The following is an 18,801-nucleotide window of genomic DNA, read 5'->3' on the forward strand; positions in this document are numbered from 1 at the left end:
CGTCGTCGTCGCATTCCGCTGCCGCATTTCATTGCATTTCTCGGAACTGAATCGCTGCGCGGCCGCCTTCGGGCAGCCGCGTCCGCCTTGGCGCGCGGCGCGCCAGCCAATCGAATCGAGGAGGGGAAGCCGCATGAGCAGATTGATCGTGGTATCGAACCGTGTCGCAGCCGGCGAGGACACGCGCCCGAGCGCGGGCGGCCTCGCTGTCGGCGTGATGGACGCGCTGAAGGAAACCGGCGGCGTCTGGTTCGGCTGGAACGGTGAGATCGTCGGCGCGCCGGATGCCGAACCCGCGATCCAGCGGGACGGCAACGTGACCTACGCGACGGTCGGGCTGACCCGGCGCGACTACGACCAGTACTACCGCGGCTTCTCGAACGCGACGCTGTGGCCGGTGTTTCATTACCGCGGCGACCTCGCGCGCTTCGACCGGCAGGAGTACGCAGGGTATCTGCGCGTGAACGCGATGCTCGCGAAGCAGCTCGCCGCGCTGCTGCGGCCCGACGACCTGATCTGGGTACACGATTACCATCTGCTGCCGTTCGCGCATTTCCTGCGCGAGCTCGGCGTGAAGAACCCGATCGGCTTCTTCCTGCACATCCCGTTTCCGTCGCCCGACATGCTGCGCCTCGTGCCGCCGCACGAGGAACTCGTGAAGTTCATGTGCGCGTACGACGTCGCGGGCTTCCAGACCGATGCCGACAAGCAGGCGTTCACCGACTACATCGAGCGGCGCGGCATAGGCGCGGCGAGCGACGACGGGATGCTGCATGCGCACGGCCGCGTCGTGAAGGTCGCCGCCTATCCGATCGGCGTGCATCCGGAGGCGATCGCGCAGGCGGCCGTCCAGTACGGCACGCGCAAGCCGGTGAAGATGCTGCGCGAGGCGCTCGACGGCCGCAAGCTCGTGATGAGCGTCGACCGCCTCGACTACTCGAAGGGGTTGGTCGAGCGCTTCCAGTCGTTCGAGCGGATGCTCGCGAACGCACCGGGCTGGCAGGGGCGCGTGTCGCTCGTGCAGATCGCGCCGCCGACGCGTTCCGACGTGCAGACCTACCAGGACATCCGCGAAACGCTCGAAGGCGAGGCCGGCCGCATCAACGGCCGCTTTTCGCAGCTCGACTGGACGCCGATCCAGTACCTGAACCGCAAGTACGAGCGCAACCTGCTGATGGCGTTCTTCCGGATGTCGCAGGTCGGCTACGTGACGCCGCTGCGCGACGGGATGAATCTCGTCGCGAAGGAATATGTCGCGTCCCAGGATCCGGCCGATCCGGGCGTGCTCGTGCTGTCGGAGTTCGCGGGTGCGGCGGCCGAACTGACCGGCGCGCTCCTCGTCAATCCGTACGACCTGTCGCAGATGGCCGAGGCGCTCGAGCGCGCGCTGTCGATGCCGCTCGCGGAGCGGCAGGCACGTCACGAGGAGAACCTCGCGCGGCTGCGCGAGAACGACCTGTCGGTCTGGCGCGATACGTTCGTCGCCGACTTGCGCAGTGTCGCGGCGGCCGTATCGGTCACGCAGCGCGCGGGCCGGCGGGTTGCGCATGCGTGAGTTCGCGCAGGGAGCCGGGGCCGGGGGCGACGACGCGATCGACGATGCAATCGGCCGATTCTTCGTCGTGACGGGCGGCCCGGGCTCGGGCAAGAGCACGTTGCTCGACGCGCTCGAGCGCGCCGGTTTCGCGCGCTCGCAGGAGGCCGGGCGAGGCGTGATCCGCGACCAGGTGGCCGTCGACGGCCACGCGCTGCCGTGGCGCGACCCGGCAGCGTTCGCCGAGCTGATGCTGAGCTGGGAGATGCGCTCGTACCATCTCGCGCGGCACGCGCGTGGGCCCGTGTTCTTCGACCGCGGCGTGCCGGACGTGGTCGGCTATCTGCGGCTGACCGGGCTTGCGGTGCCCGCGCACGCGGAAGCCGCGGCGCGCCGTTTCCGTTATCACCGGCGCGTGTTCATCGCGCCGCCGTGGCCCGACATCTATGCGCAGGACACCGAGCGCCGGCAGGATTTCGCGGAAGCCGTGCGCACCTACGACGCGATGGTCGATTGCTACACGGCGTACGGGTATCGGCTGATCGAGTTGCCGCGCGTGAGCGTGAAGGCGCGCGTGCGTTTCGTGATGGACGCGCTCGACGCCGCATGACGCGTGTGTGTGTTTGCGTGTGCGGCGCGCGTTGGTGTCAGGCCGCCGCGTCCGGCCGCGGCGACGCGATGCGCAGCATGCTCACGACCGCGGCTACCGCCGCGAAGGCCGTGGCGACATAGAGCGCGACCGTCGGCCCGCGATCGGGCGCGAGCCCGAAAATCAGCGCGACGAGTGCGGCGCCGAGCGTCTGGCCCGTCAGTCGTGCGGTGCTCAGCATGCCGCCGGCGCCGCCGCTGCGCTCGCGCGGCGCCGACGACAGCATCGCGCGGTTGTTCGGCGACTGGAACAGCCCGAAGCCCGCACCGCACAGCGCCATCCGCCACACGATGTCGACGGTGCCCGGGTGTGCGCCGATCGTCGCGAGCGACAGCAGCCCGGCCGCGAACAGCGCGAGCCCGATCCCGCCGAGGATGCCGGCCGAATAGCGGTCCGACAGCACGCCCGCGAGCGGCGCGGCGAACACGATCACGAGCGGCCACGGCGTCATGTACAGGCCGGTCTCGACCTGCGAGAAGCCGAGCGAATTCTGCAGCCAGAACGGCAGCGCGACGAACGCGAGCATTTGCGACGTGAACGACGCCATCGACGTATAGACCGACAGCGCGAACATCGGGATGCGCATCAGGTCGACGGGCAATAGCGGCGCCTGCTGCGACAACTGGCGTTTCACGAAGAAGTAGCCGACGACGAATGCGACACCCAGCTCGGCCGCGACATACGCATGGCGTTCGCCGTGGCCGAGCCCGTCGACGGCCGTGATCAGCAGGCCGAACACGCACGCGTTCATCAGCGCGCTCGGGAAATCGTACGGCGCGTCGTGCAGCGGGTTGGCCGGCAGCGCGCGCAGGCTGCCGAGTACCGCGGCGATGCCGATCGGCACGTTGACCGCGAACAGCCACGGCCACGACGCGAACGACAGGATCGCGGACGCGACCGTCGGCCCGATCGCCGACGACAGCGCGACCACCATCGCATTGATCGACAGCCCGCGCCCGAGCATCGACGACGGGTAGATCATCCGCACGAGCGCCGCGTTGACGCTCATGATGCCGGCCGCGCCGAAACCCTGGATCACGCGCATCACGGCCAGCATCGGCAGCGAGCCGGCGAGCGCGCAGCCGAGCGATGCCGCGGTGAACAGCGCGAGCCCGGCGATGTAGATGCGGCGATAGCCGATGCGCTCGCCGAGCGACGCGAGCGGCAGCAGCGTGATCGTGACCGCGAGCTGGTACGCGTTGACGATCCAGATCGACGCGGCGTCGGAGGCGTGCAGGTCGCGCGCGATCGTCGGCAGCGCGACGTTCGCGATGGCGCCGTCGAGCACGGCAAGCGTGATGCCCAGTGCGACGCAGACGATCGCCCAGTAGCGTTGCGGAAGCGGCAGGCCGGTATCGGCGTTCATGGCGGGAGCGAAAGCGTGGTTGTCCGCGCGCCCGGTTGCCGGTTGCGTGCGCAACCATGCGAAAAGGGTGGAGGCGGCGATGAACGGCTGGCCGGCGCGGCTGCGCCGGACCGGGGCCGGTCGAGTGTATCACCGGCGCGCATTGCGCGACGCCGGCACGCGCGGCTGCCGGCCGGCGCCTGCACTCAGCCTTCGAAGTCGAGGCCGCCGAGCCGCACGAGCGGGTCGGCCTGCGTGCGCGATGCGAGATCGATGTCGCGTGCGCCCTGCCACGCGCCCAGCTTTTTCGGCAGCGCGGACAGGTAGTGCTCGAAGCGCTGCGGGCCGTCCGGCTCCATCAGTCGCTCGATTTCGTCGGTGTCCCAGGTCAGCTCGAGATTCAGCGGATGCACGAAGCCGCTCACATGCTCGTGCGGCGCACTGCGGATCTGCACGCACGTCGGGTGCCCGTGCCCGCCGTACGGGACGACATCGGTCAGTACGTGATCGGCGAAGAAGGCGGCGATCGCCCGTGCAATGCGCGGGGCGAATTCGGTATCGAAACGGCGGGCGGTTTCGGGCTGCATGAAGGCGTCTCCTGTGTGCCGAAAATCGTAGCACGGCGACGACGCGTTTCGGTGTGCGCGATACCGGTAATGGCGCGTTACCACTTGCTGCATCTATTACGGCCGCGTGCCGCCACAATGCATCGCATCCAGTACCACTTCGCGTGGGAGTCCATCATGAAAAAGATTGCCGCAGTGTGTGTCCTCGCCGGTTCGCTCGCCGTAGCGGGCCCGGCGTCCGCGCATGGCCGCGACGGCGGCGCCGTCATCGGCGCATTGATCGGCGGCGCGGTGCTGGGCGCGATCGTGACGTCCGCGATGAGTCCGCCCGTCGTGTATCAGGCGCCCGCATACCAGGCACCGGCCTATCAGCCGCCGACGTACTACCAGGCGCCCGCGTACCAGCAGCCTGCCTATCCGACCTACCAGCAGGCGCAGTACCAGGACGACGACGGCCCCGGCTATTGCTACGACCGCTATCAGCGTGCGTACGTGTGCGGCGCGCCCGTGTCGCGCGGCTATGCGCAGCCGGCCGGGTGGTAAGCGGGCACGCATGTGGCGTGCGGGCAGGTCGGCGCGGGATTGCTGATATCGCCTGATTTCCGGTAGGCCTAACGACAAAAGGCCCTCGCGGTGATGCGAGGGCCTTGGTCTTTTTACGGCCGTCTATCGGCTTGTAGCAACCACGGGCGGGCCGTGCGTGGATACAAACGGTTGCAATTGCGTCAGTGGCGATGACCGCCGCCGTTGCCCTGGCCGCGCCCGCCGCCGCCGTCGTCGTTCCAGTCGGCGCGGCGTCCGTCGCCGCGGCCCCAGCCGCCGTGACGGGCGCGCTCGCCGCGGTCGCGATCCCAGCCGCCGCGGTCGTGATCCCAGCCTCGGCGGTCGCGATCCCAGTCGCGGCGTCCGCGGTCCCAGTCGCGCCCGCCGCCGCCGCCCCAGATGTTGACCGTGCCGTACACGGGCGACGGCGCGTAGGCCGGGCCGTACGCGTAGCCCGGATCGGAATAGTAGGTCGATCCGTAGCCGTATCCGGCGTCCGGCCCGACGACGCAGCCGGCCAGCAGGGCGGTGACGCCGGCGGTAGCAATGAGCTTCAGCATGATGATCTCCGTTGGTTTCCGTATAAGTACCGCGCACGGGGATTGCCGGCTGTTTGCAATTGTGTCGTGAAATTACAGCGTCGTAAGGTCTTGAGCCGAAAGTGTTAGCATCCGGGGCTCATTTGTTTTTCAGGAGCACATCGATGAAATTCGCGATCCGGGCCGCCCTGGCCGCTTTCTGCGTCACGACTGCCGCCGCGTGCGTGGCTGGCCCCGCATCGGCGCCCGCCGTGCCGGCCGAGTCGATCAAGATGTTTCCGCAGGCCGCGGCCGGCCAGCAGCGCGCCGTGATCGCGCTGCCCGCGCTCGAGAACGAGGGCGATGCGCGCGTCGAGCTGATGATCGGCAAGACGCTGCAAACCGACTGCAACCAGCAGTGGTTCGGTGGCGAGCTGACCGCCGAGGACGTGAAGGGCTGGGGTTATACGTACTACCGGCTCACTGACGTGAAGGGGCCGGCATCGACGTTGATGGCGTGCCCGGGTCAGGCGCCGCAGCAACGGTTCGTGCAGGTGCGCGGCGATGGCCAGCTGCTGCGCTACAACAGCCGCCTGCCGCTCGTCGTGTATGTGCCGGACGGCTTCGAGGTGCGCTATCGCGTGTGGCATGCGTCGAAGGACGTGCAGCACGCGGCGAAGCAGTAACGTGCCGGCTCGCGCGGCTTCGGCGTCCTGCGGCTAGACGCCGCTCGCGCCGACGAGCGCCGGCCACGCGGCCAGCGCGGCTTGCGCGATCGCCTCCAGATCGCGACGGCTTGCGCCGTCGCGCGCCTGGATCGACATCCCCTGTTGAACCGTCACGTAGTACCGCGCGATCGTGTCGAGGTTCGCGTGCGCCGCGATCTCGCCGGTCGCGACACCTTGGCTGAGGCGCTCGCGCAGCGCTTCGACCGTGCGTTCGCGCATCACGATCAGCGTTTGCCGGACGGTGTCGGAACGCTCGGCCGGATGCAGCGCCGACAGCACGATCAGGCAGCCGGCCGGCTTCGACCGCCGCGTGAACACGCGTGCGGTATCCATCAGGTAGTTCCGCACGGCGTCGTGCGCGCTGCCGGCCTGTTCGACGCCATCCCAGATTTCCCGTCCCTCCGTTGCACGGTAGTGCTCGAGCGCCTGCCGGAACAACGCTTCCTTGCTGCCGAACGCCGCATACAGGCTCGGTGACGCGATGCCCATCGCGGCCGTCAGGTCCGCCATCGACGCACCCTCGTAGCCGAGGCGCCAGAACACCTCCATCGCGCGATCCAACGCCGCTTCCTTGTCGAAGCTTCTCGGTCGGCCCCGTTCAGCCATTGCGTCCATTCCTTCATCGATATCTGTATCGATCGATAAAATAATTCAATTGACAGTGCCGCGCAACGTGCCACATTCTGTGTCGACCGTTACATAAATGAGGAAAGGAACGAACATGAATCGACTTCAGGGCAAGCGTGCACTTGTGACGGGCGGCAGCCGCGGCATTGGCGCGGCCATCGCGAAGCGGCTGGCGGCCGACGGCGCGGACGTCGCGATCACTTACGAAAAATCGGCCGAGCGGGCGCAGGCCGTCGTCGCCGGCATCGAGGCGCTGGGCCGGCGCGCCGTTGCGATCCAGGCCGATAGTGCCGATCCGCTTGCCGTTCGTAGCGCGGTCGATCGTGCCGCGGAAGCGTTCGACGGTCTCGACATCCTCGTGAACAACGCGGGGATCTTCCGCGCAGGCGCGCTGGACGACCTCACGCTCGACGATATCGACGCGACGCTGAACGTGAACGTGCGCGCGGTGATCGTCGCGTCGCAGGCGGCGGCGCGGTATCTCGGGGAGGGCGGGCGCATCGTGTCGACCGGCAGTTGCCTCGCGACGCGTGTGCCCGATGCGGGGATGAGCCTCTATGCGGCGAGCAAGGCCGCGCTGATCGGCTGGACGCAGGGGCTCGCGCGCGATCTCGGGCCGCGCGGCATCACGGTCAACATCGTGCATCCGGGGTCGACGGATACCGACATGAATCCGGCCGATGGCGAACATGCCGGTGCGCAGCGTTCGCGGATGGCGATTCCGCAGTACGGCAAGGCCGATGACGTGGCGGCGCTCGTTGCGTTCGTCGTCGGGCCGGAAGGGCGGTCGATCAACGGGACCGGGTTGACGATCGATGGCGGCGCGAACGCGTAGATGCCGATGCCCGGCGTGAGTTGGCCGGGCGGCGTTGCGTTCGTTATCGGCAGCCGAGCCGTCGATGCTCGGCTTCCAGGTCGGCCCGCTTGTCGTAAGCGCGCAGTTCGTTGCGCGGCTTGCCGTCCGGGCCGATTCCGCGCACGACCTTGTGGCCGCGATCGGGTGCGTGCGTCACCGCATCGATGCCGGCGGCCAGTTCCCTGCAGCGTGCGTCGGAGGACGCGCTTTCCTGGCGCGGTGCTGCCGCGCCGGTGACGTTGGCGATGCCCGGGCTGACGTAGTGCTGTTTCGCGTGCGCCTTGCCGGATGCGGCGCCGGTATCGGCGGCGTTCGCCGTGCAGGTCAGGGTCGAAAGCGCGGCCAGTGCCGCGATCGTTCGAATCATGGTCGGGTCCTTGGGTCCGTTGTACATGCAACGGTTCGGAATTCTACGCAATGCCAGGTGCGTGTCCGTGGCGATCGGGCGAAGTGCGATCGCATGTCGCATGTCATGGAGATGAGTCGAAGAGGCCCGCCAACGGTTTGTGCGTGAGGCGCACAGCGCGGCCAGTCGGGCGACGGAGTTCATTTGCAAAAACGCCGGGCGTACTTACGATGAGGCCGCCTCGGGCTCGCAAGAAATCGTATGCGTACAGTCGATCGAGCTGGATACGTGGTCGGGAGCGGTGTCGGATGTCACGGTGGCGGACAACCGCGTGTCGGGCTCCGGTTATGCGGGTTTCCGGGCGTACGGGAACGTGTGTTCGTTCAGCGTGACGGGCAACACGTTCTTGTCGATCGCCGGCTTGCGGTCTGGCTGTTGACCGATGATTGCGCGGCGAACCAGGTCGTCGTCGATACGAATCGGCTCGGGGACGGCAGTTTACTGGCGTTGCCAGCGGGGGCGTCGTTGACGGGGACGATTGCCGTGACGGGCGCGAATGCGAGTTTGATGCCGCAGGTCAGGACCGGGTTGATGCAGTGAGAGGTGACTATTGCGCGGCGGCGCATGCGGGTGGTGGGGGGAGGATAATTCCCGCGAGGTCAGAACCGGCGGCGTTCTCCGGGTGGCGAATTTTCGGGGAAAGTCTGGCTCCCGACAGAATTCATGCATCAGGAGTGGAACGGGGGCGAGACGAATGTAGAAATGGCGTCAGACCACGGAATCTGCAGTCGCTTGCATGCCTGATGCGGGGTGCGACTACTTTCGCTCCGAGCGGGAATCTGTTGTAATTTCACGTTCAGTACATGGTTGTCGCGTGGGATTTCGATCCATCGACGAGATGCGTCGGCTCGGAAAGGTGCGTTCGTGCCCTCTAGATGTCTCCCATCTGCCGCCCTTGATGGCGGCCGAAACAATTGATGTTCCACCAGCGGCATGACAATCCTGACATCTGAAAGCAGTATCATTTGCGTTTTCGTACAACCCTTGCACTCCGACGTGTCCGGCAAGGTTGCTAACCAGTGCACCCGGCGAAAATATTTTGGTTGTCAAACGAAGTGAAACAGCTCCTCCAAATTGTCCCGTCGCGACATCAATACGCGAGTCGCGACGACTATCCGGCTCGTCACGCCGGTTGAGCACGGAATCCGCTGTTATCACCCCTCAGGGCAGGGCAGCTAGCCGCTCGACGTTCAACACAGGATCCTGATGAAAGCAGTCATTCTTGCGGGTGGGCTGGGAACGCGCATTTCGGAGGATACGGTCAACCGCCCGAAGCCGATGATCGAAATCGGCGGGAAACCGATCCTCTGGCACATCATGAAGATTTATTCCGCTTACGGTGTGAACGACTTCGTGATCTGCTGCGGCTACAAGGGCTACATGATCAAGGAGTATTTCGCGAATTACTTCCTGCATACGTCCGATGTCACTTTTGATATGCGGACCAATGAAATGCAGGTGCATCAGCGATATTCGGAACCCTGGAAAGTCACGCTGGTTGATACCGGCGAATCGACTATGACGGGGGGGCGTCTTCGTCGCGTGAAGAATTTCGTCAAGGACGAGGAAGCGTTCTGTTTCACGTATGGCGATGGCCTGAGCGACGTTAACATTACCCAACTCGTCGAGTATCACCAGAAGAGCCGCGCGCTCGCCACGCTTGTGGCCGCGTTTCCGCCTGGGCGCTTTGGCGCGCTGGATATTCACGACAATAAGGTCACGTCATTCAAGGAAAAGCCCAAGGGTGACGGCGGCATGATCAATGGCGGTTTCTTCGTGCTGTCGCCGAAAGTGATCGATCTGATCTCCGGCGATGCGTGTGTGTGGGAACAAGAGCCGCTCGAGCGCCTCGCTGAGCAGGGCAACCTCGCCGCCTACGAGCACGAAGGATTTTGGCAGCCGATGGATACGTTGAGGGACAAATTGCTCCTCGAAAAACTTTGGCAGACCAATGAGGCGCCATGGAAGGTGTGGTCATGATCGCCCCATCGTTCTGGTCCGGAAAGCGTGTCTTTCTGACAGGGCATACGGGCTTCAAGGGAAGCTGGTTGACGCTGTGGCTCCATTCGCTCGGGGCAGAGGTCACGGGTTATGCGCTCGCGCCCGACACCACGCCAAACCTGTTTTCCCTTGCGCGAGTGGACGAGGGTATCGAGTCCGTCATTGGTGATATTCGCGATCGCGGACAGTTGCTCAACGCGCTGCGCCGTGCTGAGCCCGAAGTCGTGATTCACATGGCGGCACAATCGCTCGTTCGCGCGTCGTATTCGAGCCCGGTGGAAACATACGAAGCCAATGTAATGGGCACCGTGCACGTGCTGGACGCAATCCGCCAGGTACGCAGTGTCCGATCGGTCGTGGTCGTTACGACCGACAAATGCTACGAAAACCGCGAATGGGAATGGGGCTACCGCGAGAATGAAGCAATGGGCGGCTACGACCCATATAGCAGCAGCAAAGGATGCGCCGAACTCGTTACCGCCGCGTATCGCAATTCGTTTTTCAACGAAGCCGCCTACGATACACATCGTGTGGCAATTGCGAGTGCACGTGCCGGTAATGTGATCGGCGGTGGCGACTGGGCATCGGACCGCCTCATTCCGGACATCGTCAAGGCGATCGGCGCCGGCGAAATCGTCAACATCCGCAACCCCCACGCGATTCGCCCCTGGCAGCACGTGCTGGAGCCGCTTGGCGGCTATCTGCTGCTTGCCGAGAAACTGTACGTCGAAGGGCCACGTTACGCCGGAGCGTGGAATTTTGGGCCTAACGATATCGATGCACAACCAGTGCAGGCGATTGTCGAGCACCTGACTTCCCGGTGGGGTGACAACGCACGCTGGCAACTGGATGGCGGCGATCATCCGCACGAGGCTACCTACCTCAAGCTCGACTGTTCAAAAGCACGTGCCCGGCTTGGATGGCGGCCCCGTTGGGATCTCGATTTCACCCTGGACAAGATCGTCGATTGGTACAAGGCTGCGCACAAGTGCAAGGACGTAAGGGCACTGACGCTTGCCCAGATCGCCGACTATACCCAGTCATAGCTATTTATCGCCGCAATGAACAAAGATCAAATCCGCATGCAGATCATCGAGCTCGTCAAACAGTATGGCGAGCTCGCGACTCGACCCCCTGCCTTCGAGCCAGGCCAGACAGCCGTGCCTCCGTCGGGCAAGGTGATTGGTGCACGGGAAATGGAACTCATGGTCGAGGCATCCCTCGATGGTTGGTTGACGACGGGACGATTCAACGAAGCGTTCGAAAAAAGGCTCGCGGCGTATCTTGGCGTCGATTACCTGATCACCGTGAACTCCGGCTCGTCGGCGAATCTAGTGGCATTCTCGACCTTGACATCGCCGAAACTCGGTGACCGTGCCATTCGTCCGGGTGACGAAGTAATCGGCGTTGCAGCGGGTTTTCCGACTACGGTCAACCCGATTCTTCAATTCGGTGCGGTTCCCGTATTCGTAGACGTCGAACTGGGTACCTACAACATCGACGCGACGAAGATCGAGGCAGCCATCTCGCCCAAAACCAAGGCGATCATGCTCGCGCATACGCTTGGTAACCCGTTTAACCTCGAGGCGATCACCGCGTTGTGCAGGAAGTACAACCTGTGGTTGATTGAAGACTGCTGCGACGCGCTCGGCGCAACCTACAATGGCCAACTGGTCGGCACCTTCGGTGATATCGGCACGCTGAGTTTCTACCCGGCCCATCACATCACGATGGGCGAGGGCGGCGCGGTGTTCGCCAACAATCCGGAATTGAAACTCATCGCCGAATCGTTCCGTGACTGGGGCCGCGACTGCTATTGCGCGCCCGGCAAGGACAACACGTGCGGCAAGCGCTTTTGCTGGAAGCTCGGCACGCTCCCGGAAGGCTATGACCACAAGTACACCTATTCCCACCTCGGCTATAACCTGAAGATCACCGACATGCAGGCGGCGTGCGCACTCGCGCAAATGGACCGTCTGGATGGATTCGTCCAGGCGCGCCGCGAGAATTTTAGGTATCTGCACGAGCGTTTGCAGACTTGTACGGAACATCTGCTCCTGCCGCACGCGACACCGAACGCCGATCCGTCGTGGTTCGGCTTTCCAATCACGCTGAAGCCCGAGGCAGAGTTCTCACGCGTCGACTTGCTGACTTACCTCGACCAGAACAAGATCGGCACCCGCCTGCTGTTTGCCGGCAACCTCACGCGTCAGCCTTATATGATTGGCCGGGAATATCGCGTGAGCGGCGCTTTGAAGAATACCGACATCGTGATGAACCAGACATTCTGGGTCGGCGTCTACCCGGGGCTGAGCCACGAAATGCTTGACTTCATCGTCGAGAAAATCGAGACGTTTGTCGGCGTCAATTTCTAGGTGTTGTCATCGATGCGGAAGCCGTACCCACGAGAAGATCTCGAACTGGTCGTTCAGCATACGGTGGATGTCTGGACGGCTTTCCGTGGGGCGCGACTATTCATCACGGGTGGCACGGGTTTCATCGGATCGTGGTTGCTGGAAGCAGTACAGCATGCCAATCGGACACTCGGTAGCGGGATCGAGGTTGTCGTACTGAGTCGCAACCCCGAGAAAGCGCGCATGTTTGCGCCGCATCTTTATGCAGCACCTGGCCTGACATTGTACGAAGGCGATGTCATCGATTTCGAAACGACGACGGGCACGATGGGTGCGATCGACCTTTGCATCCATGCAGCGACCGACGTCGCAGACATCACAAAGGCTGGCGATGGTTTGCGGGTGTTCGATGCGAATGTAACCGGTACACGCCGGGTGCTGGATTTCGCGCGCTCGAATGGTGCGGCGCACTTTTTGCTGACGTCGAGCGGCGCCATTTACGGGCATCAGCCCCCGACGCTGGAGCGGACGCCTGAGAGCTATTGCGGCGCGCCTGACACGCTCGACACAAAAGCAGCGTACGGGCATGGGAAGAGATCGGCTGAATGGCTCGCGTCGACCTACGGCGAGCAGCATGACATCAATGTTTCCATTGCGCGAATCTACGCGCTCGTCGGTCCAGGTATCCCGATGGACGGTCCGTTTGCCGCCGGCAACTTTATCCGCGATGCGCTGGCGGGGCAGCGCATTGTCATCAAGGGCGATGGGCGGCCTCTACGCAGCTATCTGTACATCGCCGATGCCTGTATCTGGCTTCTGCGCATGCTGCACGGAGGCATGACGGGGCGCGCCTATAACGTGGGCTCTGAACGCGCCGTGTCGATTCTCGAACTTGCTCGCATGGTGGAGACGCTATGCAGGGCACGCGAGGCCGCTATGCCGGACATGGCGCTTGCATCTGGTCCGGCGCCACGCTATATACCTTCGACTTCTCTGGCGCGTCGTTCGCTTGGTGTGGAGGAGTACACGTCGTTAGAGTCGGCCCTTGCCAAGACGATCAACTGGAACCGAAACACGGTCACTGCATGAAGACATTCGAATCGTCCCGGATTCGCAAGACCATTCTCGATATGGCGTTCGCAGGATCGACCGTCCATATCGGTTGTGCATTTTCCATCGTTGAGCTGCTGGCTGTGCTGTACCGCAAACACCTGCGCTACGAGCCAAGCGATCCGCGTTCTCCCGGTCGCGACTATATGGTGCTGAGCAAGGGCCACGGTGTGATGGCTCAGTATGCTTGTCTGAATGAAATAGGCTGGCTCGCCGACGATGAAATCACCCGCTACTTTGGCAATGGCACGCGCCTCAAGGGACTCGCCGACGCGCACGTGCCCGGTATCGAAGCTACGGCAGGGTCGCTCGGACATGGCCTTTCCGTCGGAGTCGGTCTTGCGTTGGCTGCGAAGCGAAACGACACCGATCAGAAGTGCTATGCGCTCGTTGGAGACGGCGAACTGAATGAAGGCTCGATCTGGGAAGCGGCGCTCTTTGCGGCCCAGTTCAAACTGGACAACCTGATCGTCATCGTCGACGCAAATGGATTCCAGGCCATGGGCACGACCGACGAGGTGATCGGACTCGGCGACATCCAGGCCAAGTTCGAGGCATTTGGCTTCGATGCCATCTCTGTCGATGGTCACGACGAAATCGCAATCGATCAAGCGTATCAGGCACTGAAGACCCGAAAAGACGGGCGCCCGAAAGCGATGGTGGCTCGCACGATCAAAGGCAAGGGTATCTCGTTCATGGAGCATGAAAATATCTGGCATTACACGCGGCTCACGGCGCAAACGTATGACCTCGCGATTGCCGAGCTTGGAGAGAAGCAATGAGGGATGCATTTTCCGATGCGATTGTCGGCGCGGCGCGGCAAGATCCCAAGGTTCTTCTGCTGACGGGCGATCACGGCTATGCGCTCTTCGATGCATTTCGCAAGGCATGCCCCGATCAATACATCAATTGCGGTATCGCCGAGCAGAACATGGTGGGGGTAGCCGCAGGTCTTGCCAAGGCCGGATTCAAACCGATCGTTTACGGACTCGCCGCATTCGTGCCGATTCGCGTTCTGGAGCAGATCAAGATCGATGTCTGCTATGAAGATCTGCCGGTGACTTTCATCGGCGATGGCGCCGGTGTGGTCTACGCCCAACTGGGTACGAGCCACCAAAGTACGGAAGATATTGCTGCGCTTCGCGCGATCCCGCAGCTGTCGATCTATTCTCCTGCTGACCGGTTCGAGCTGACTGCCTGCATGCAGGACATCTCGGACAAACAGGCGCCTGCCTATCTGCGGATGGGCAAGGCGGATCTTGGCGATGTGCATTCTGCACCGCTCGACTCGTGGCGCAATGGCGATGCTGTCCCATTGACGAACGAAGCGCATCCGAGCCTTTTCATTGCGACAGGTTCGGGTGTGCGGCTGGCTCAGAAGGTCGCGGCGGCTGCCGGTGGCGCGGACATCGTCTCCGTGCCCTGCATCAAACCCTTTCCTGTTGATTCAATTCGCAGACTTGCAGCGGGCAGGCAAGCGATCGTGACGTTTGAAGAGCATTCGATTTACGGTGGACTGGGTGGCGCCGTCGCGGAAGCGCTGATGGGCAGTTTTGTCGGGACGTTCGTGCGTGTAGGCATTCAAGATAGATTCAGCACGTTCTGCGGCAACTATCCCTATCTGATGGAAAGCCATGGCCTTTCCCCGGATGCCGTCAAAGAGCAAATAAAGAAGGCACTCGATGCAAGCGTCTAATTTCGACCGTGAGCCTTTGAAAAAGACGTTTGTCCAGCTATTGCGTTTTCTGGTTGTCGGTGGGCTGAACACACTGGTTGGCTACTCGTTATTTGCGGTTCTGACTTACGCGGGTCTCGCTTATCCCGTCGCTATTGGGCTCGCCACCATTGGCGGTGTGCTCTTCAACTTCCAGAGCGTCGGACGGCTCGTATTCGACGGTGCGCCGCGGTCGCGCTTCTGGCGATTCGTCGGCGTCTACTGTGTGATCTACCTGTTGAATCTCGGCGGAGTGCGGTTGCTGCTCGGCCTTGACGCAAACATCTATATTGCGAATGCTCTGACGCTGCTTCCGCTTAGTGTCATTGCGTTTATCCTGAATCGCCGTTTTGTCTTCAACCTGCCATGAAGCATATAACCGTTGTCACGCCTTGTTTCAATGAAGAGGAAAACGTCCGGGCTGTCTACGAAGAGACTCGTCGCGTGTTCTCGACGATTCCGGAGGTGACCTACGACCATCTCTTCATCGACAACGCGTCGACGGATTCGACGGTCAGCATCCTGCGAACGATCGCTGCGGACGATCCGGCGGTTGGCGTGATCGTTAATGCACGGAACTTTGGACACATCCGATCGCCGATGCATGGTCTTTTGCAAGCAAAGGGCGATGCCGTCATTCTGCTGGTCGCCGACCTGCAGGACCCGCCCGAACTGATGCGTGAGTTCGTGAAGAGCTGGCTCGCAGGCGCGCCTGTCGTGGTCGGCGTAAAGCCTGAATCGAAAGAATCGGCGCTCTTCTTCGCGCTGCGCAGAATGTACTATCGTCTGGTCACGCAGATCGCCAACGTCACGCTGATCCAGAACTTTACGGGGTTCGGGCTTTACGACCGCAAGGTTATCGAGATCCTGCGACAGATCGATGATCCGTACCCTTACTTCCGTGGGCTCGTGTGCGAGATCGGGTTCGAGATCAAACAGATTCCGTACGTCCAGCCGCGCCGCAAACGGGGCATATCGAAGAACAACTTCTACACGCTCTACGATATCGCAATGCTGGGTATTACCTCGCATTCGAAGGTACCGTTGCGGCTTGCCACGATCGCCGGCTTTGTCCTTTCCGGCCTGAGCCTTTTCGTCTCGTTCATGTATTTCGTCCTGAAGCTCGTGTTCTGGAGCAGCTTCTCGATGGGCAGCGCCCCGATGCTGATCGGTCTATTTTTCTTTGCGTCGGTACAGTTGTTCTTTATTGGCCTGCTTGGCGAGTATGTGGGCGCGATTCTTACCTATGCGCAAAAGAGACCGTTGGTGGTCGAGCGCGAACGGATCAATTCGGGCGGGACTGCCATCGAGGCCCAAGCGGCCTCGAGACCGAATTGACCGACAGTCCAGTTGACCTGCTGAGCAAACGGCATGAACGATCGACCTCCCTGCAGAATCTCCCACATGCAATCGTCAGAAAAGCGGTTGGTTTCCGAATGGACGTTTTCAGGCGCGCTGATGGTGGTGTGTCTGGTCGCGGCCTGGCAGCTATCGGGTGCGGCCTATCTCGGTCTTCATCTCCCGCTCATCTATGGAAGCGATGGCATTTTCACTCTCTCGTTGATAGAGCTTGCGGTGAGGAGTCACTGGTTCTTCAGCACTGAACTATTGGGCGCGCCGTTCGGCGCTAATCTGTATGACTATCCGATTCCCGACTCAGGCAGTATGCTCGTGCTCAAGGTTCTTGGACGGACTTTCGGCAATCCCGCGACCGCGCTCGACCTCTACTATTTGATTGGATTTCCACTCAATGCGATCGTGGCGTACTGGGTGCTGCGGAAGCTTCAGATCTCGAAGGTGCTGAGCTTCGCGGGGGGATTCATCTTCACGCTGCTCCCGTTCCATTTTCTTCGACTCCATCATCTCTTCTATACCTGGTACTTCGCCGCACCGATGTTCGTCTGGTTCGCCAAGCGGATCTGGGATGGTGAATTGTCTTTCAGTCTCCAGCGACGCGCCGTGAAGAGAACGCTGTTCGATGCGTTGATCCTGCTCGTGCTTTCATGTTTCGGCGTGTATTACGCGTTCTTTGGCGTTCTTTGCTTGCTGACGGCCGGCATCGCACGATCGGTTCAGCAGAAGGCGATTAAGGCGATCTTGCCTGCCGTCGTGGCCGCGGCGATCGTATCGTTCGGCATTGTGGCCAACGTCAGTCCGAACCTGCTCTATCGGATGCAGCACGGCGTCAATCAGGAAGCGGCGTGGCGCTCGCCCAGCGAAGCGGAACAATTCGGTCTCAAGATCGATCAGCTTCTGCTGCCGCGGCCGGATCATCGCTATAAGCCATTTGCCAGGCTTACGGCGGACTACTCGAGGACCTTTCCGCTCGTCAACGAAAACGCCTTTGCATCGCTTGGCATCATCGGCAGCGTTGGCTTGCTAAGCCTCGTGATTCTTGTGGTCGCGCCGACGCGGCGGCGCGCTCCTGAAGAACCCCTGCAATTCCTTGCAAGTCTCACGATCGTGCTGGTGTTGTTCTGCACGATCGGTGGATTTTCCGGCATATTCAGTCTGCTCGTCAGCCCGATGATTCGAGCCTGGAATCGCGTCAGCGTATTTATTGCCTTTACGTCGATTGCTGCGGTGTTGCTGTTGATCCAGCGATATCTGTTCGCCGGCGAACGTGCTTCTCTCCGGATCGCGGCGTTCTGTTTGGCGTTGTGCGCATTTGCGCTATGGGATCAGACAACGACACCGTCTCTGACTCGTCTTGCAAAAAACAAGGTTGAATTCAATAGCGATGCGAGTTTCGCGCATGCGATCGAACAGCAAGTTCCGGCCGGAAGTGCGATCTATCAATTGCCGTACGTCGGGTTTCCCGAAGGATCCACGCTCGACCGTCTCGAGCCATACGATCTGGCGCGCCCCTTTTTGCACACCAGCGCGCTCAGGTGGAGTTTCGGCGGCATGAAGGGGCGCGATGGCGATCTGTTCTTTCGCTACCTCGCGCTCGAACCCGTCGCACGGCAGATAGAAGTGATCAGGCGGATCGGCTTCAACGGTATCTATATCGACCGGCGCGGTTATGCTGACAACGGAGCCTCCATCGAAGCCGAGCTTACCCGGAACCTCGGTGTGACGCCGATTGTCAGCGGGACCGGCGACCAGGTTTTTTTTGCTCTTGCAAGCCGGGTGGCTGGAACGAGTCAGGTGGATCTTTCCGGAATGACAGCGCATCAGATCATGGAACGGGCCGGCTATGTGGTCGACAAATTGGGGCCGAGGAACAACAACTCACTCAGCGAAGGCATTGACCTCGCCCAAACAAGTCTTCCGAGGTTTCTCGAGAATGTTCGCGGTTTATCGACACGAGAAGACTGGGGGCGTTGGTCGGATGCAAATGTGTTCCCCGATGTGGAACTGAGCTTCGTTCGGCCGCTTCCAGCACGATTCACGCTGCACGTCCGCATGCAGGGATACGGGCCGAACATTGGGAAACCTTCAAGCATCATGGTTGGTCAACAGACCCGAACCGTGATTCCAGGTGCCGAGATTCGCGAATTCGCGTTGCGCTTTGATAATCCCACTGCAGCACGCACAATCCGGATAGAACCGGTCTTGCCGCGCTCTCCGCAGCAAAGCGGTGCAGGTAACGATGGCCGGCTGCTCGGCGTCGGCATACAGAAACTCTGGATAACGACCGGGGACGACCCGGCGCTCGAAAGCGAATCCGGACGATACCCCGCAGGTGCGTGATGCCGGGAGCTGGAGGGCCGCCAGACGTGAGGCTGGCCCAATTTCCGTCCCAGTCTTAATTGGAAAATTCCGGCTCTTCGGGGCGGGCCGAACCGGCCCGATCGGTGCACTGGCGGGCGAATTCCGCCGGTGTCATCCACTGCAGCGCAGAGTG

The 18,801-nt window shown here is 62.1% G+C and carries 20 protein-coding genes; 15 read left to right on the forward strand and 5 right to left on the reverse strand.

Features of this window, described 5'->3' with window-relative positions; genetic code table 11:
* Positions 1–133: 133 nt before the first annotated feature.
* On the forward strand, positions 134–1,555 hold the full coding sequence (gene otsA / locus GD429_RS35685; RefSeq protein ID WP_152864350.1) for an alpha,alpha-trehalose-phosphate synthase (UDP-forming): 1,422 nt from the start codon (positions 134–136) through the stop codon (positions 1,553–1,555).
* Positions 1,548–2,144 carry an AAA family ATPase gene (locus GD429_RS35690; RefSeq protein WP_152864352.1) on the forward strand — a complete coding sequence of 199 codons (597 nt, stop codon included), beginning with the start codon at positions 1,548–1,550 and terminating at the stop codon, positions 2,142–2,144. The genes otsA and GD429_RS35690 overlap by 8 nt, the downstream gene beginning before the upstream one ends.
* A gap of 37 nt (positions 2,145–2,181) precedes the next feature.
* On the opposite strand, the gene GD429_RS35695 is transcribed toward GD429_RS35690, so the two are convergent.
* Together GD429_RS35695 and GD429_RS35700 are read right to left on the reverse strand one after the other, a co-directional pair.
* A complete protein-coding gene (locus GD429_RS35695; RefSeq protein ID WP_152864354.1) occupies positions 2,182–3,549 on the reverse strand; it encodes an MFS transporter in 1,368 nt (455 codons plus the stop codon).
* 185 nt (positions 3,550–3,734) lie between these two features.
* Positions 3,735–4,115, reverse strand: a complete 381-nt coding sequence (locus GD429_RS35700; protein ID WP_152864356.1) for a DUF5594 family protein — start codon at positions 4,113–4,115, stop codon at positions 3,735–3,737.
* 117 nt (positions 4,116–4,232) lie between these two features.
* On the opposite strand from GD429_RS35700, the gene GD429_RS35705 reads away from it, so the two are divergent.
* Positions 4,233–4,637 (forward strand): hypothetical protein, encoded by a 405-nt coding sequence (locus GD429_RS35705; protein WP_152864358.1) that lies wholly within the window; start codon positions 4,233–4,235, stop codon positions 4,635–4,637.
* A 182-nt stretch (positions 4,638–4,819) separates the two neighbouring features.
* On the opposite strand, the gene GD429_RS35710 is transcribed toward GD429_RS35705, so the two are convergent.
* Positions 4,820–5,197, reverse strand: coding sequence for a hypothetical protein (locus GD429_RS35710; RefSeq protein ID WP_152864360.1), 378 nt, complete (start codon positions 5,195–5,197; stop codon positions 4,820–4,822).
* Between the two features lie 143 nt (positions 5,198–5,340).
* On the opposite strand from GD429_RS35710, the gene eco reads away from it, so the two are divergent.
* A complete protein-coding gene (gene eco / locus GD429_RS35715; protein WP_096471477.1) occupies positions 5,341–5,841 on the forward strand; it encodes a serine protease inhibitor ecotin in 501 nt (166 codons plus the stop codon).
* Between the two features lie 33 nt (positions 5,842–5,874).
* Here the strand turns inward: eco and GD429_RS35720 are convergent, their stop codons facing one another.
* Positions 5,875–6,489: a TetR/AcrR family transcriptional regulator gene (locus GD429_RS35720; protein WP_152864362.1), complete on the reverse strand. Its 615-nt coding sequence runs from the start codon at positions 6,487–6,489 to the stop codon at positions 5,875–5,877.
* 115 nt (positions 6,490–6,604) lie between these two features.
* Here GD429_RS35720 and GD429_RS35725 point away from each other — a divergent pair, with 115 nt between their 5' ends.
* Positions 6,605–7,345 (forward strand): SDR family NAD(P)-dependent oxidoreductase, encoded by a 741-nt coding sequence (locus tag GD429_RS35725; protein ID WP_152864364.1) that lies wholly within the window; start codon positions 6,605–6,607, stop codon positions 7,343–7,345.
* 43 nt (positions 7,346–7,388) lie between these two features.
* Here GD429_RS35725 and GD429_RS35730 read toward each other — a convergent pair whose 3' ends face one another.
* Complete coding sequence (locus GD429_RS35730; protein ID WP_227791986.1) at positions 7,389–7,916, reverse strand: hypothetical protein; 528 nt, start codon at positions 7,914–7,916, stop codon at positions 7,389–7,391.
* 171 nt (positions 7,917–8,087) lie between these two features.
* On the opposite strand from GD429_RS35730, the gene GD429_RS35735 reads away from it, so the two are divergent.
* The 10 genes from GD429_RS35735 (at position 8,088) to GD429_RS35780 (ending at position 18,647) form a co-directional block, all read left to right on the forward strand.
* A complete protein-coding gene (locus GD429_RS35735; protein ID WP_227791988.1) occupies positions 8,088–8,312 on the forward strand; it encodes a hypothetical protein in 225 nt (74 codons plus the stop codon).
* A 666-nt stretch (positions 8,313–8,978) separates the two neighbouring features.
* Positions 8,979–9,752 (forward strand): glucose-1-phosphate cytidylyltransferase, encoded by a 774-nt coding sequence (gene rfbF / locus GD429_RS35740; protein WP_152864368.1) that lies wholly within the window; start codon positions 8,979–8,981, stop codon positions 9,750–9,752.
* A complete protein-coding gene (gene rfbG, locus GD429_RS35745; RefSeq protein ID WP_227791996.1) occupies positions 9,734–10,819 on the forward strand; it encodes a CDP-glucose 4,6-dehydratase in 1,086 nt (361 codons plus the stop codon). The genes rfbF and rfbG overlap by 19 nt, the downstream gene beginning before the upstream one ends.
* Positions 10,820–10,834: 15 nt before the next feature.
* Positions 10,835–12,148, forward strand: coding sequence for a lipopolysaccharide biosynthesis protein RfbH (gene rfbH, locus GD429_RS35750; protein WP_152864370.1), 1,314 nt, complete (start codon positions 10,835–10,837; stop codon positions 12,146–12,148).
* Positions 12,149–12,160: 12 nt separating this feature from the next.
* Entirely contained in the window at positions 12,161–13,216 is a 1,056-nt protein-coding gene (locus GD429_RS35755; protein ID WP_152864372.1) for an NAD-dependent epimerase/dehydratase family protein, read from the forward strand.
* Entirely contained in the window at positions 13,213–14,019 is an 807-nt protein-coding gene (locus tag GD429_RS35760; RefSeq protein WP_152864374.1) for a transketolase, read from the forward strand. Before GD429_RS35755 ends, GD429_RS35760 begins: the two co-directional genes overlap by 4 nt.
* Positions 14,016–14,933, forward strand: coding sequence for a transketolase family protein (locus tag GD429_RS35765; RefSeq protein ID WP_152864376.1), 918 nt, complete (start codon positions 14,016–14,018; stop codon positions 14,931–14,933). The genes GD429_RS35760 and GD429_RS35765 overlap by 4 nt, the downstream gene beginning before the upstream one ends.
* Entirely contained in the window at positions 14,920–15,321 is a 402-nt protein-coding gene (locus GD429_RS35770; RefSeq protein ID WP_152864378.1) for a GtrA family protein, read from the forward strand. The genes GD429_RS35765 and GD429_RS35770 overlap by 14 nt, the downstream gene beginning before the upstream one ends.
* The gene (locus GD429_RS35775) at positions 15,318–16,289 is read left to right on the forward strand and encodes a glycosyltransferase family 2 protein (protein WP_152864380.1); all 972 of its coding nucleotides are present in this window, start codon (positions 15,318–15,320) and stop codon (positions 16,287–16,289) included. The genes GD429_RS35770 and GD429_RS35775 overlap by 4 nt, the downstream gene beginning before the upstream one ends.
* 66 nt (positions 16,290–16,355) lie before the next feature.
* Positions 16,356–18,647, forward strand: a complete 2,292-nt coding sequence (locus GD429_RS35780) for a DUF7024 domain-containing protein (protein ID WP_227791998.1) — start codon at positions 16,356–16,358, stop codon at positions 18,645–18,647.
* The last annotated feature ends 154 nt before the right edge of the window (positions 18,648–18,801 follow it).

The sequence above is a fragment of the Burkholderia sp. BE17 genome, assembly GCF_009362305.1.
GTDB classification, from domain to species: Bacteria; Pseudomonadota; Gammaproteobacteria; order Burkholderiales; family Burkholderiaceae; genus Burkholderia; species Burkholderia pyrrocinia_C.

Coding starts and splice junctions, on each gene's coding strand:
- GD429_RS35765 (WP_152864376.1), top strand. CDS start 14,016: ATGAGGGATGCATTTTCCGATGCGATTGTCGGCGCGGCGCGGCAAGAT.
- GD429_RS35700 (WP_152864356.1), bottom strand. CDS start 4,115: ATGCAGCCCGAAACCGCCCGCCGTTTCGATACCGAATTCGCCCCGCGC.
- rfbF (WP_152864368.1), top strand. CDS start 8,979: ATGAAAGCAGTCATTCTTGCGGGTGGGCTGGGAACGCGCATTTCGGAG.
- GD429_RS35725 (WP_152864364.1), top strand. CDS start 6,605: ATGAATCGACTTCAGGGCAAGCGTGCACTTGTGACGGGCGGCAGCCGC.
- eco (WP_096471477.1), top strand. CDS start 5,341: ATGAAATTCGCGATCCGGGCCGCCCTGGCCGCTTTCTGCGTCACGACT.
- GD429_RS35770 (WP_152864378.1), top strand. CDS start 14,920: ATGCAAGCGTCTAATTTCGACCGTGAGCCTTTGAAAAAGACGTTTGTC.
- otsA (WP_152864350.1), top strand. CDS start 134: ATGAGCAGATTGATCGTGGTATCGAACCGTGTCGCAGCCGGCGAGGAC.
- GD429_RS35690 (WP_152864352.1), top strand. CDS start 1,548: ATGCGTGAGTTCGCGCAGGGAGCCGGGGCCGGGGGCGACGACGCGATC.
- rfbG (WP_227791996.1), top strand. CDS start 9,734: ATGGAAGGTGTGGTCATGATCGCCCCATCGTTCTGGTCCGGAAAGCGT.
- GD429_RS35720 (WP_152864362.1), bottom strand. CDS start 6,489: ATGGCTGAACGGGGCCGACCGAGAAGCTTCGACAAGGAAGCGGCGTTG.
- GD429_RS35775 (WP_152864380.1), top strand. CDS start 15,318: ATGAAGCATATAACCGTTGTCACGCCTTGTTTCAATGAAGAGGAAAAC.
- GD429_RS35710 (WP_152864360.1), bottom strand. CDS start 5,197: ATGCTGAAGCTCATTGCTACCGCCGGCGTCACCGCCCTGCTGGCCGGC.
- GD429_RS35755 (WP_152864372.1), top strand. CDS start 12,161: ATGCGGAAGCCGTACCCACGAGAAGATCTCGAACTGGTCGTTCAGCAT.
- GD429_RS35695 (WP_152864354.1), bottom strand. CDS start 3,549: ATGAACGCCGATACCGGCCTGCCGCTTCCGCAACGCTACTGGGCGATC.
- GD429_RS35760 (WP_152864374.1), top strand. CDS start 13,213: ATGAAGACATTCGAATCGTCCCGGATTCGCAAGACCATTCTCGATATG.
- rfbH (WP_152864370.1), top strand. CDS start 10,835: ATGAACAAAGATCAAATCCGCATGCAGATCATCGAGCTCGTCAAACAG.
- GD429_RS35705 (WP_152864358.1), top strand. CDS start 4,233: ATGCATCGCATCCAGTACCACTTCGCGTGGGAGTCCATCATGAAAAAG.
- GD429_RS35780 (WP_227791998.1), top strand. CDS start 16,356: ATGCAATCGTCAGAAAAGCGGTTGGTTTCCGAATGGACGTTTTCAGGC.
- GD429_RS35730 (WP_227791986.1), bottom strand. CDS start 7,916: ATGAACTCCGTCGCCCGACTGGCCGCGCTGTGCGCCTCACGCACAAAC.